Below are 13,330 nucleotides of genomic sequence, written 5' to 3'. Positions count from 1 at the left end.
CGCTGACTTGGTAGCTTACCTGTATCGCAACATCTCAATCATCTTAGGAGCTTTCAATGAAGCAATCTCTAACCACCAAAAAAAGCGTTCTGGCACTCACGCTGTTAGCCGGTCTGGCCACACTTTCTGGTGCTGCTCACGCAGATAAACTGGATGATATTAAACAGGCTGGTGTAGTGCGGATTGCTGTTTTCGATAGCAACCCACCCTTTGGTTATATCGACCCACAGACTAAAAAACTGGTGGGATATGATGTTGATGTAGCGAATGCAATTGCGAAGGATTTAGGTGTAAAAGTTGAACTGCGGGCAACTAACCCAGCTAACCGTATTCCGTTACTGACCTCTAAAAAAGTGGATCTGATTGCTGCCAACTTCACTATTACGGATGACCGCGCCAAGGAAGTGAACTTCAGCTTGCCATACTTTGCCACGGGTCAGAAGTTTATTGCCCATAAAGGTGTGTTGAAAACGCCAGAAGACATCGCTGGGTTGCGTATCGGCGCGGATAAAGGCACGGTACAGGAAATAACCTTACGTGATCGTTATCCAACGGCGAAAGTCATTTCCTATGATGATACTCCGGTGGCATTTACCGCTCTGCGCAATGGTAATGTTCAAGCAATCACTCAGGATGATGCAAAATTAGTTGGGCTGCTGGGTAACCTGCCTGCGGCACAAAAAGCAGATTTTGAAATCTCACCATTCAGTATTACTAAAGAATATCAAGGCGTTGGGATTCCTAAAGGGGAGGAGCGCTTAACTGCTCAAGTGAACGAGACGCTGGTTAAACTGGAAAAAGATGGCGAAGCCGCGAAAATTTATGACCGCTGGTTCGGGCCAGAAACTAAAGCAGCTCAACCACGTGGCGATTTCAAATTTGCACCATTGGATCAACAGCCTAAAGCCTAATATATCCTTCGTCCTTGACGTTGCAGGGGTGTTAGCTGCGCTCACTACTCGGCCCATCCTTGGGCCTCGCCTCTGCGAGGCCGCTGCAAGCAGCGTTCAAATCTGCTCCCAACAGATTTGTCACCCGAATCACTTACTTGAGTAAGCTCATCGGGATTTGTTTGCTGGCTGCCTACCTGCAACGCCAATGACTTTAGCCATAGCGCGGTAGTGAAAATAAGATGGATTTTATTGTGTACGTAAACATCCGTACTATTCGGATATCAGATGAATATAGGTATAAAAGCCTATGAATCTACATCACCTTACTGACTGGCTGCTGGCTCCGCAATATCTCGGCTGGTTATGGAACGGTTTTCTGCTGACGTTGTGGATTTCTGCCTGCACAGTGGTGGCCTCTACGCTATTGGGTTTTTTACTGGCCGCGGCCAGGGACAGCGAACTCAAAGGGTTGCAATGGTTTGCGATTGGTTACAGCACGCTATTTCGTAATACGCCGCTGCTTATCCAGTTGTTCTTTTGGTATTTTGCTGCCAGTCAATTTCTGCCCGCATCTTGGATACCCTGGCTTAATACTCCCCATGAAATCACGGTTTTTGGGCTAACTCTCGGCTGGCCTTCTTTTGAGTTTTTGGCCGGTTTTATCGGTTTGACCTTTTATTCCACGGCGTTTATTGCAGAAGAGTTGCGCTCGGGGATCAGCGGGGTTGCCAAGGGGCAAAAATATGCTGCCCATGCATTGGGGCTGACGGGGTGGCAGTCTATGCGCCATGTTGTATTGCCGCAGGCGTTGAAAATCGCCATGCCGCCATTACTCGGCCAATATATGAATATTATTAAAAACTCATCATTAGCGATGGCTATTGGTGTGGCCGAGCTTTCTTATGCTTCCCGCCAGGTTGAAACGGAAACTTTGCGGACATTCCAGGCTTTCGGTGTGGCAACGGTGTTGTATATCACGATTATTGCGTTGATTGAGGCCTGGGGCATGTGGCGTCAGCAGCGAACCATCGTTAAGGGGCACTGAGATGGATTTTACGATTATTGCCGATAACTGGACTTATCTGTTGTGGGGCACATTTCCTGATGGCCCGTTAGGCGGAGCTGCATTAACCTTGTTAATCAGCCTGTTAGCTGGTGTGGTATCGGCTATTTTAGGCACGGTGTTGGGTGTGGTGCTGGCGATGTCCCGCGGTGTCTGGGCGGGAATATTAGCCGCATTTTTAGGTTTTTTCCGCGCTATTCCCGTGATTATGTTGATTTTTTGGACGTATTTCCTACTGCCGATTGTATTTGGTGTGGATATCCCCGAAATCACCACTGTGGTATGTGCGCTGGCACTGATTGCTTCAGCTTATCTGGCTCATGCGGTGAAAGCCGGAATTGTGGCGATTGGGGTGGGGCAGTGGCAGGCGGGTTTGTCATTGGGCTTCAATCGCTGGCAAGTTTTGTGGTTTGTGGTTTTGCCGCAGGCCCTGCGCATGATGGTGCCATCATTTATTAATCAATGGATTTCTTTGATTAAGGATACCTCGCTGGCTTATATCGTCGGAGTCAATGAACTGACGTTTTTGGCCACTCAGGTTAATAACCGCAGTATGGTTTACCCGATGGAAGTCTTCCTGTTCGTGGCATTGGTCTATTTCGTTTTATGTCTGGCGCTGGACTTACTGGCAAATGGCCTTAACCGCCGCTTCAGCCCCCAACATGCCATTAATAAGCAAAGCGCCATTAAAGGTTCATGGCGCTGGTGGCGAAATAAACCTGTATTACCAGCAAGTTAAGTTCGGGTTATCTGCCAGCCTCTGGCGCGCCATAAGTCAGGCAGTTGCCGCATGTCATCAAACATGGTGACTAATGGGTGGTGAATCGGCTGATTGTGCGGATCGGCACAGTAATAATAGACCGGTATCCCGGCCGCTATTCCGGCATGGGTACCGGCTGCTGAATCTTCAATCAAAATACAGCGCTCGGCCGCGACCTTCATCTCTTCTGCGGCATGATAAATCAACGCGGGATCGGGCTTCCAACGTTGGATGTCGTAGCCGCTATAGAGTCTTTCTTCAAAGAAAGGCAGTAAGTCGGTCAAGCCCAGAGAGTGCTGCATTTTACTCACCGGCCCATTGGACACCACGCAAACCGGCAGTGTTATTTGCTCTAACAATGTTTTTGCGCCGGCGATAGGTTGTAACTTGGCATCAAATAAGCGAGTAACTTCATCGCGATAGAGTTTCTCCAGCTTTTCTATTGGCTCATCCAGACCGTTTTCTTGACTCACCAGCGCAACAATTTCATTGAGTTTCACGCCCTTAAAACGCTTAATCACCTCTTCCAGCGACAAGTGAATATCATAATGGGCAAACATCACAACATAGGCCTGACAACACAGAACTTCACTGTCGACCAAGGTTCCATCACAATCGAACATGACACATTCAATCTGGTTCACTCAATCCATCCTTTATTATGCCGTTTTAAGTTCATTCCACTTTAACCATCCTGCCCCAGAATGCGATACATAATTACCCTGCTAGCAATATTACTCATATCAACTGAATAAAATTCAATAAGTTGAATAGTGGGTGGTTAAAATTAAGCCGCCTGTTGCGCAACACGGCAGATAAAAAATAGCCAAATAGAGTGTGATCTCGCTCTAAACAACCGTTTTTTTGTTATAGGATATCCGCAACTGTCACTCCCTTTTGCGGAACTCCTCAAATGAGTAAACCAAACCTTGATACTGAGCAGGGGCTGCTCGAACGTGTTTTTAAACTAAAGCAACACGGCACCACCGCCCGTACTGAGCTGATTGCGGGTATCACCACTTTCCTGACCATGGTCTATATCGTGTTCGTTAACCCACAGATTTTAGGGGTTGCGGGTATGGATGTGCAGGCCGTGTTTGTTACCACCTGTCTGATTGCTGCTTTCGGCAGTATTTTTATGGGGCTATTGGCAAACTTACCGGTCGCTCTGGCACCGGCGATGGGGCTTAACGCTTTCTTCGCTTTTGTGGTGGTTGGCGCGATGGGTATTTCATGGCAAGTCGGCATGGGGGCTATTTTCTGGGGCGCAATCGGTTTCCTTTTGCTCACTATTTTCCGCATCCGTTACTGGATGATAGCGAACATTCCACTGAGTTTGCGGGTGGGGATTACCAGCGGTATCGGCCTGTTTATTGCCATGATGGGGCTGAAAAACGCCGGTATCGTGGTTGCTAATCCAGATACATTAGTCGCGGTGGGGAATCTGACTTCACACAGTGTCCTGTTGGGAGCATTGGGCTTCTTTATCATTGCGATTCTGGCATCACGCAATATTCATGCTGCGGTGCTGGTGTCGATTGTCGTGACGACTTTAATCGGCTGGGCGCTGGGTGATGTGCATTACTCTGGTATTTTCTCCATGCCGCCTAGTGTGACCTCCGTGGTCGGGCAGGTCGATTTAGCCGGTGCGCTGAATATTGGTATGGCGGGGATCATATTCTCCTTCATGCTGGTTAACCTGTTTGATTCATCCGGTACATTAATTGGTGTGACGGATAAAGCCGGTTTAACTGACCATAAAGGGAAGTTCCCGCGCATGAAACAAGCGCTGTATGTGGACAGTATCAGTTCTGTTGCCGGTGCGTTTATTGGTACGTCGTCAGTGACGGCTTATATTGAAAGCTCCTCTGGGGTTTCTGTCGGTGGCCGTACTGGTTTAACCGCCGTGGTGGTCGGGATCCTCTTCCTGTTGGTGATATTTATTTCTCCGCTGGCTGGAATGGTACCTGCCTATGCAGCGGCGGGTGCATTGATTTATGTCGGCGTGCTGATGACATCCAGCTTGTCCCGTGTGAAATGGGATGACTTGACCGAAGCGGTTCCAGCATTTGTCACCGCAGTGATGATGCCGTTTAGCTTCTCAATTACTGAAGGGATTGCGCTGGGCTTTATTTCTTACTGCCTGATGAAGTTAGGTACCGGTCGCTGGCGTGAGATCAGCCCATGCGTGGTCGTAGTTGCGCTACTGTTTGTGCTGAAAATTGCGTTTGTTGATCACTGATAATTTATGATGAGTCACTGATTTTGAACACGCCCCCATATTCGACACCGAGGGTGGGGGCGTAGTATTGATAATCTTATGACTTCAATTGAGCGCTGATTTGCTCCAGCGCTTTTGTCGCACATTGCGCATCCAAATGCCCACCCGGCGCACCGGCAACACCTATCGCACCCACCACTTCATCACCGGCTTTCACTGGCACTCCGCCACCTAATAGCAAGAAACCAGGAATATCTTTCAGGTTATTCGCCGCAGGGTTTTTTTGACTGTTTTCCATCACTTGCCCACTTGGGGTTTTGGTCGACAGCGCGGTAAAGGCTTTTTGTTCACTGGCTTTTACCGTATGTGGGCCAGCATTATCTGCACGCAGTACAGTCTTGATGATGCCAGCGCGATCCACGACGGTGACCGCGACGTTATAGCCATCAGCCTGGCAAACGGCGAGGGCACGGCTGGCTACATCGGTGGCCAGCGCCAAAGAAATATTGCGTTCAGTATTCAGACCCGCAGCAGAGGCTTGAGTTATCAGGCCGATGAATAAGGCAGAAGTCAGGGCAATAGGCTTGATCATATAAAATCCTTATTGTTAGCAAAGTGAATTCCTCACAGTAAAGCTATCCTACGGCGAAAAGTGGTGAAAAAATATTCGGTCTACTACCCGTTTTGCTAGGTACTTCTACCTATCCCCTGCGCACTTGACGCCGCAGGGGTGTTAGCTGCGTTCGCGCACCCGAATCACTTACTTATGTAAGCTCATTGGGATGAGTTCACTGGCTGCCTACCTGCAACGACAATTGCTTTGGGGATTATTGGGAGGATAAGTGATAGTGATGAATAAGTGATGCCAGCGAGTTGACCTCTAATTTGGCAAAGATATTGGCGCGGTGGGCCTCGACAGTTCGCGGAGAAATCGACAAAATATGGGCGACCTGTTTACTGGTTTCCCCTTGAATAATCAGGGTGGCGACTTCCCGCTCACGAGCAGAGAGTTGGTTGAATAACTGTTGATAGCTTGCCTGCTGCTTATAGGCCGCTAGTGCCTGCTCATGTTGATCCAGCGCCATGCTGATGGTTTCAATCAATACATCGGCATCAATGGGTTTGGTCAAAAATTCCAGCGCCCCGCCTTTAAAGGCCCGGCGGCACAATTCAACATTGCCATGCCCCGTCATAATGATGACCGGGAGGGCGCTATCACGCTCTTGAATGGTTTCTAAGATTGTCATGCCACTTTTACCCGGCATGCGAATGTCCAGCAGCACACAACTCGGCTGGGTAACTGTCAGATTATCGAGGAATATCTGGCCGTTACTGAACGCCTTAACCTCCCAACCCATGGTCGAGAGTAACGCGGACAACGCAGCACGAACACCCTCATCATCATCAATCAGATAAATGTGTTTTGTCATGTGTACTCCCGGTCATCAGAGGAAAAATCAGGGTAAAGCAAGCGCCGCCATATTCATTGTTTCTCGCTTTTATGTCGCCATCCATACGCTGTACCAATGTTTCACACAGGGTTAGCCCTAATCCTAGCCCACTCTCTCGGGTGGTATAGAAGGGGCTGAATAAGTTGTCTAATTGCTGACGATTAAGCCCCGGGCCATTATCCTCAATCTGAATAACATATTGTTTTGGCGTAAATTTTATGGTGAAAGTGATTGTTGGGGCCGGTGTCTGTTGGATAGCCTGAATGGCATTACTGAGCAAATTATGAAAAACCTGCTCCAGCCATAAAGGGTCACTTTGGAGTGTGGGCAGATTGGCAGGAATAATATTGATGATTTTCACATTCGCCGCAGTTATTTCCTGGCTCAACAAAACATTAACCCGCCGCCAGATATCAGCCACCACGACCGGCTGTAAATTTATCTGCCCACGGCTGAGTAAGGTTCGCAGCCGATCGAGCAAAGCAGCAATGCGCTTGATTTGCTCGACAGAAGCCACCAGCAACGGAGCGACTTTCTCATCCTGCGGCGGTAACAACCGTAGTGCGGTTTGGTTATAGGTCAATGTCGCGGTGAGCGGCTGGTTTAATTCATGGGCGATGCCGGTGGCGATTTCCCCCATGGCATTGAGCCTGGCTTGATCAGCAAATTTGGCGCGCTGGTCAGCATGTAAACGGTGCTGAGCCAATTGCTGCCAACGGTGCCAACTGTATAAGGCGGCGGCTGTTATCAGCGCAAGCAGCAGGGCGGTGAACCAGGGTAAATCACGCCAAACCGGGGTGGCATGACCTATTAAAGTGAAAGATTGCGCCCCTTCGCCCACCGGTTTTTGCCACTGCCAGAAACTTTCAGGTGCCGAATGGCCCAAAATTGCGAGTTGATGCTGCTGATAGCGCAATATCAAACTGTCAAAATGAGGCGGTAAGCCCACTATTTGCAGTAATTTCTGGGCATTAACCTGTAAACCACTGCCGTTGTATGAGTTAGCCAACCGGTAATCTCCCTCCTGAATATGCAAGGTAAGTTGGCCGGGCTGAGAGGGGTCTGCCGGTGTTTGATTGATTGCGATTAACTGTGGGAAATGGCGTTGCAATTGCACCAGTTGAGCCGGCTCCAGAGCCAAAAATAAAATTGCCTGCTGCTGGGCCAATTGTTGGCTTAGTTCGCGGTGAATGGTGCGAAACTCAGCTTCTCGCTCGTTTTGTTGTGTATTTAGCCCGTACCAGCCTAGCCAGAGAGTGGATATCAGGGTCAGGAGAAACCAGACAGTGATTTTAACGGCCATGGGCGAGTAACATCCGCAAAGATAAAGTGGCTATTGATAACATGGGGCGCGATACGGAGGAAACCCCCAATACCGTAGGCTATGGGGGTTCTGTAACCATAGCGGGTTATTTTACCCGGACACGCTCAATGTAAGTGGCAAACGCAGCCAGCTGTTTGGCCAGAAAATCCAGTGTTCCCTGATCCGTCAGCTCTTTAGTTTGTTCATCGACTTTGCTTTGAATCACGCCACCCATAAATTCAGGCTTATTCATTACCATCGCATCAAGGAAAACCAAAATTTGGCGCAAATGATACTGGCAACGCGCGCCACCAATTGGCCCCATGGAGCTGGTCTGAATCGCCACGGGTTTGTTAGCCAGCGGTTGGTTAGGTAAACGGGATAGCCAGTCGATGGCGTTTTTCAACCCACCGGGGACTGAATAGTTATATTCCGGTGTCACGATAATCACCCCATCGGCCTGACGAATCTGCTCAGCAATGGCCTCAATCGTGGTCGGAAACCCATCTTCCTGTTGTACATCGGCGTCATAAAGTGGAATGTCGCGAATAGCAGGCAGTGCTTCGATGGACACACCGGCTGGTGCTAATTTGGGCAGCGCACGCGCCACCATGGCATTGTAGGAACCATTACGCAGGCTACCCAAGAGGGTAACAATTTTAACGGGTTGCTGTGACATGAATTACTCCTATTCAATAAATAACACCGCTCTATCACCAGAGTAGGACAAACTTGAGTGACGTGCTACTCCTTAAAATTTAACTTAAATGGGTGTCATCTGCGGATTTGTTACATTGAAATTGTGATCGGAGGAGAGGAACGAAAAAATCGTTTCTTTCCGTTATCAAGTCTTTGCGTGGAATGCCGTTAATAGATCTGGAGCTATCCAGCTCTATTACATTGAGCGACACGATAATGCTAAAAACCACTCAAGCCCGATTTACCTTACTCGTTAGTGCGTTTTTCATTTTTTTACTGATAATCACTGTGGTGGTTATTCAGCTTTTTATAACACCACAACTCAAACAATCTGAAAGCACCATTGTTGGCAACAGTGTTGACCAAATCGCCACGGCAATAATGGCGCAAATGAATAAAGTTGAAGCTCAAGCCCGCAGTATTACGCAGGCCGTTGCCATCATGGACAGTAATACCATTGACCCATTATTGCTGGGGTTAGTGGATCAATACGGTGACAGTAATGTCTTTGGTGGTGGGATTTGGCCATTACCCAATAAACGTGAGCAAGGGGTGGTTAAATTCAGCACTTTCTTTGCTCGTAATGGGGAAAATAAGTTAACGGTTAATACTCATTGGAACTCGCCAGAGTCGCAAAATTATTTTGAGCAACCTTGGTACAAAGACGGTTTAAATGCCCCGAAAGGCTTCTGTGCTTGGGCTAAAGCCTATCAGGACGATGCCAGCCCGCAACCAAGAACCAACTGTGCAATGGCGATTTATAAAGGTGACGAGGTCTATGGTGTCTCTACCATTGACGTCACTTTAGGTTTTTTTAACCGCCTGGTTAAAGAGATGGAACAGAAGGTCAATGGCACCATTCTGATTGTCGAAGCCGATGGCAAGATTGTGGGGAGCAGCGCTCTGGCTGACGGCAAAGCAGAATTAAAAAATCTGTCAGATTTTGCCAGCAGTTCACCGATGGCGGCAGAAACTCTGCGATTATTGCCACAAATGAAAGATCAGAAATTACTGGAAAATGAATTTGACGTCGATGGCACCTCTCACACTCTGTTTATCCGCCCCATCGCCAATAGCCCGTGGTATTTGGTCACTGACCTGCCCACCCGTTTATTGGTCAAACAGAGCCACAGCATTTTGCTGCATCTGGGATTAGTGCAGATCCCTATCATGTTGTTATTGCTGTTGTTCCTGGTGTTTTCTATCCGCGTCTTTATGAAACGGCTGGCGGCGTTGAAACAGAATATCACGGCATTATCTGCGGGTGGCGCTGATTTAACCCAGCGTTTACCGCTAAGCAGTAGCCCGGAGTTCAATGCTATTAACCAGAGTTTCAACGATTTTATCGACTATTTGCAGCAAATGATGCGCAAGGTTGGCGAAAGCAGCCTGGCTATCGCGTCGGCATCGCGCCAAATTGCCAGCGGCAATCTGGATTTATCTGCTCGTACTGAAGATCAAGCCAGTTCCATTGAAGAGACCGCGGCTTCAATGGATGAACTGACCAGTACTGTGAAACAAAATGCAGATAACGCCAGCCATGCTAATAAATTGGCAATGGATGCTTCCACGGTGGCAGTGAAAGGCGGCACCGTGGTGAAGAAAGTGGTGGATACCATGGGGTCAATCAACCATTCGTCGAAGAAAATCGTCGATATTATCAGTGTGATTGACAGCATTGCTTTCCAAACTAATATTTTGGCATTGAATGCGGCGGTAGAAGCCGCGAGAGCCGGTGAGCAGGGGCGTGGCTTTGCTGTAGTGGCCTCTGAAGTGCGTAATCTGGCGCAGCGTTCGGCCACTTCTGCCCGCGAAATTAAAAAGCTGATTGAAGACTCGGTGTCTGATATCACGATTGGTACTCGTCTGGTGGCGGATGCGGGCACGACAATGGATGACCTGATGAGCGGGGTTTCCAATGTGGCGTCATTAATGAATGAAATAATGTCATCCAGCCAAGAGCAAAGCTTGGGTATTGAGCAGGTTAATCTCGCGATTAATCAGCTAGATAACTCAACGCAGCAAAATGCGGCGCTGGTGGAACAAGTGGCGGCAGCGGCTCAAGCTATGCAGGATCAAACCGTGCAGTTGGAAAGTGTGATTAGCGGCTTTAAGGTTTAATTTTATACCCGTCATACTTCAAGCTGCATGTGTGTTGGCTACGCTCATTCATCCCGAATTATTTAGGGTATATATCGCTGTTATGCCAAAAAAATTAACCCCTTTTGCTAGCCGAAAGGGGTTTTTTATCACTCGCGGCGAATTTTACTGGCAAATAAATTACCCAGCGATTGGATTAACTGCACGGTGATAATTAATACAATCGCGGTAGTGACAGTGACAAAAGTATCAAAGCGCTGGTAGCCGTAAGTAATGGCTAAATCACCAATCCCGCCGCCGCCGACTGTCCCCGCCATAGCGGTCGCACCAATTAAACCAATAGTGGCAGTGGTCAGCGCCAATATTAATGACGACAGTGCTTCGGGCAGTAAAAAATACCAAATGGCTTGTAGCGGTGTTGCTCCCATTGATTTCGCTGCTTCCAGAATTCCGGGATTAACGTCCAGTAGAGAGTTTTCCACCAAGCGGCCAATATAGGGCGCGATAAAAATAATCAGCGGCACAATTGCCCCCGGTGTTCCTATGGTGGTGTTCACAATAAGGCGGGTGAGCGGGATAATCGCGACCATCAGAATAATAAATGGCAGTGATCGGATGATATTGATAACAGGATTAAGAATATTATAAAAAGTTCTATTCTTAATTAATCCGCCTGGCCGGGTCACCACCAGTAAAATTCCCAAAGGAATACCAATAAGAGAACCGATCACCAATGAAATACTGACCATAACCAGAGTGTCGTGTAGCGCCTGGATAAATTGGTCCAATGTAATTGCGGTTTCGATCATCAATTTATTTCCTGTATATCAATCCCTGTTCCCGCCAGATAATTAACGGCGCTATCAATGGTGTGATTCTCGCCGGTTAATAGCAGCACCATATGGCCCAATGTGGTGTCCTGTATCTCTGACATGTTGGCAAACAGAATATTGACGCCAATATCATATTGCCTGATGAGTTGGTTGATCACTGGCTGTGTGGCTATTGCCCCGATAAACGCCAGGCGGAATTGACGGCCAGCATGGCTTTTATCCAATAGCTTTTTCACACTCTCGGGCAAGCTGTCTTTGATGACGGTGCGAACAAAGTTAATCGTCGTGGGGTGAGTTGGATGACCAAAAACGGTTAATACTGAACCTTGTTCAATAATTTGGCCGTTTTCCATGACCGCCACTTTATTACAGATCTTTTGAATGACTGACATTTCATGGGTAATCAGCAATACCGTAATATTGTATTGCTGATTAATTTTCTTCAGTAATAATAAAATTTGAGCCGTGGTTTGCGGGTCGAGTGACGATGTAGCCTCATCACACAGCAGAATAGAGGGGTTGGTTGCTAGTGCCCTTGCAATTCCCACCCGCTGTTTTTGCCCTCCGGATAACTCATTCGGAAAACTGTGACTTTTATCCGCCAGCCCGACAAAATCTAGCAGCTCCGCAACACGTTCCTGAATGAATTTCTTATTTTTTCCCAATAAAATAAGTGGCATGGCAACGTTTTTAAAAACAGTTTTTGATTCCAATAAATTAAAGTTTTGGAATATCATACCAATATCTTTTTTCAGTAACCGGAGTTGTTCATGGCTAAAATCATGCAGGTTTCTACCGTCAATAATGACATTTCCGACAGTTGGGCTTTCCAGTGAATTAACCATGCGTAATAGGGTACTTTTCCCCGCGCCACTGTAGCCGATGATGCCAAATATATCACCGTCCTCGACGGTTAAATTGACATCATTAAGAGCCTGTAGTTTGATACCTTTACGCTCAAACGTCTTGGAAATATGCTGAAGCTTAATCATCTGTTATTCCATTAGTTTAGATAATCAGGCAGCATATAACCCGTATATTTTTCGTTATCCAGAATATATTTTTTAAATTCAGGGGAGTGATATCCCGCAATAATATCCTTGGCAAACTCGGCGTCTTTATTCTTACCGGCAACGGTCACCACATTGACAAACTGAGAGGTGGGTTTTTCAAGTTGCAGGGCTGAAGTGAGTTTTATGCCATTAGAAACAGCAAAGTTACCTTGGATAGCACCATAGTCGACATCAGGTAATGCTCTGACTTGCTGTGCATTATCCATTTCTTTAATCACCAAATGATACGGATTTTCTGCAATGTCTTTTTGCGAGAAAGTGGCCGGATCAATCTTTTCTTTCAGCTTTATCCAGCCAATAGATTGCAGTAAAAGCGCGGCTCGGTATTCATTTGAGGGCTGATTCGGGACTGATATCCATGCGCCATCTTTGGGCTTGTCTTCTGTATTGTGCTTATTAGAATAGAGGCCCATCGGGGGCGTGGGGACTTGTACAATTCCTGTATTATCAATGCGTAGTCGGTCATTTATGGCTTGCAGATAAACTGGGTGTTGCATGATGTTGCCATCAATTTCACCGGTGCTGACTGCATTATTGACCTGGATTCCATCATTGAAATCTTTATATTCAATCTTGTAGCCTTTACTTATTAGATAAGGCGCTACGCCTTTCTCAAATTGCTCTTTATAAGGGCTAGGGTTAAATCCTAACTTAATGACTTTCTGCTCCTCACTATGGGCATTCAGTGAGGTTAAAATAATTAAACTAAATAAGGATATTGCCAGCGAACGTATTCTCATCATCATTTCCCTGTGGAATAAATATTAATTCAGACTCTAAAGAGGAATTTATTCACAAGGTTGCAGGCTATTGAGTTATCCGTAAACGAAGAATATAAACTTAACTTATCCATTATCGATATATAGGATAGTGATATGGGTATATCAGGAGAATATCATGAGAGGAGATGTTAATGAGTGGATAATCAACCCGC

Annotated in this window: 13 protein-coding genes; 5 read left to right on the top strand and 8 right to left on the bottom strand. The window is 47.1% G+C overall.

Annotated elements, in window-relative coordinates; translation table 11 throughout:
• Positions 1-56 precede the first annotated feature (56 nt).
• From FTA91_RS02950 to FTA91_RS02940, 3 genes are all read left to right on the top strand, one after another.
• Positions 57-911 carry an ABC transporter substrate-binding protein gene (locus FTA91_RS02950; protein WP_050113365.1) on the top strand — a complete coding sequence of 285 codons (855 nt, stop codon included), beginning with the start codon at positions 57-59 and terminating at the stop codon, positions 909-911.
• Between the two features lie 289 nt (positions 912-1,200).
• Positions 1,201-1,938, top strand: coding sequence for an amino acid ABC transporter permease (locus FTA91_RS02945; RefSeq protein ID WP_050113364.1), 738 nt, complete (start codon positions 1,201-1,203; stop codon positions 1,936-1,938).
• A 1-nt stretch (position 1,939) separates the two neighbouring features.
• Positions 1,940-2,695 carry an amino acid ABC transporter permease gene (locus FTA91_RS02940; protein WP_050113363.1) on the top strand — a complete coding sequence of 252 codons (756 nt, stop codon included), beginning with the start codon at positions 1,940-1,942 and terminating at the stop codon, positions 2,693-2,695.
• On the opposite strand, the gene yieH is transcribed toward FTA91_RS02940, so the two are convergent.
• Positions 2,692-3,360, bottom strand: coding sequence for a 6-phosphogluconate phosphatase (gene yieH / locus FTA91_RS02935; protein WP_050113362.1), 669 nt, complete (start codon positions 3,358-3,360; stop codon positions 2,692-2,694). The genes FTA91_RS02940 and yieH overlap by 4 nt on opposite strands.
• Positions 3,361-3,629: 269 nt before the next feature.
• Here yieH and FTA91_RS02930 point away from each other — a divergent pair, with 269 nt between their 5' ends.
• On the top strand, positions 3,630-4,958 hold the full coding sequence (locus FTA91_RS02930; protein ID WP_038637709.1) for an NCS2 family permease: 1,329 nt from the start codon (positions 3,630-3,632) through the stop codon (positions 4,956-4,958).
• Between the two features lie 76 nt (positions 4,959-5,034).
• On the opposite strand, the gene FTA91_RS02925 is transcribed toward FTA91_RS02930, so the two are convergent.
• From FTA91_RS02925 to FTA91_RS02910, 4 genes are all read right to left on the bottom strand, one after another.
• Positions 5,035-5,529 (bottom strand): GlcG/HbpS family heme-binding protein, encoded by a 495-nt coding sequence (locus FTA91_RS02925; protein ID WP_050113361.1) that lies wholly within the window; start codon positions 5,527-5,529, stop codon positions 5,035-5,037.
• Between the two features lie 235 nt (positions 5,530-5,764).
• Entirely contained in the window at positions 5,765-6,367 is a 603-nt protein-coding gene (locus tag FTA91_RS02920) for a response regulator transcription factor (protein WP_050113360.1), read from the bottom strand.
• Positions 6,342-7,691 (bottom strand): sensor histidine kinase, encoded by a 1,350-nt coding sequence (locus tag FTA91_RS02915; RefSeq protein WP_050113359.1) that lies wholly within the window; start codon positions 7,689-7,691, stop codon positions 6,342-6,344. Before FTA91_RS02915 ends, FTA91_RS02920 begins: the two co-directional genes overlap by 26 nt.
• Positions 7,692-7,797: 106 nt before the next feature.
• Complete coding sequence (locus FTA91_RS02910) at positions 7,798-8,370, bottom strand: NADPH-dependent FMN reductase (protein ID WP_050113358.1); 573 nt, start codon at positions 8,368-8,370, stop codon at positions 7,798-7,800.
• 236 nt (positions 8,371-8,606) lie between these two features.
• Here FTA91_RS02910 and FTA91_RS02905 point away from each other — a divergent pair, with 236 nt between their 5' ends.
• The gene (locus FTA91_RS02905; protein ID WP_186366582.1) at positions 8,607-10,511 is read left to right on the top strand and encodes a methyl-accepting chemotaxis protein; all 1,905 of its coding nucleotides are present in this window, start codon (positions 8,607-8,609) and stop codon (positions 10,509-10,511) included.
• 128 nt (positions 10,512-10,639) lie between these two features.
• Here the strand turns inward: FTA91_RS02905 and FTA91_RS02900 are convergent, their stop codons facing one another.
• From FTA91_RS02900 to FTA91_RS02890, 3 genes are read right to left on the bottom strand one after another with little or no spacing between them, the layout of a single operon-like run.
• Positions 10,640-11,299, bottom strand: coding sequence for a methionine ABC transporter permease (locus FTA91_RS02900; protein WP_050113356.1), 660 nt, complete (start codon positions 11,297-11,299; stop codon positions 10,640-10,642).
• Positions 11,299-12,315, bottom strand: a complete 1,017-nt coding sequence (locus tag FTA91_RS02895) for a methionine ABC transporter ATP-binding protein (protein WP_050113355.1) — start codon at positions 12,313-12,315, stop codon at positions 11,299-11,301. The genes FTA91_RS02900 and FTA91_RS02895 overlap by 1 nt, the downstream gene beginning before the upstream one ends.
• 11 nt (positions 12,316-12,326) lie before the next feature.
• Positions 12,327-13,136 carry a MetQ/NlpA family ABC transporter substrate-binding protein gene (locus FTA91_RS02890; RefSeq protein ID WP_186377338.1) on the bottom strand — a complete coding sequence of 270 codons (810 nt, stop codon included), beginning with the start codon at positions 13,134-13,136 and terminating at the stop codon, positions 12,327-12,329.
• Positions 13,137-13,330 lie beyond the last annotated feature (194 nt).

Source organism: Yersinia thracica (assembly GCF_902170565.1).
GTDB classification, from domain to species: Bacteria; Pseudomonadota; Gammaproteobacteria; order Enterobacterales; family Enterobacteriaceae; genus Yersinia; species Yersinia thracica.
The sequence above is the reverse complement of the archived record's forward strand: the minus strand, read 5'-3'. Positions and strand labels throughout refer to the sequence as shown.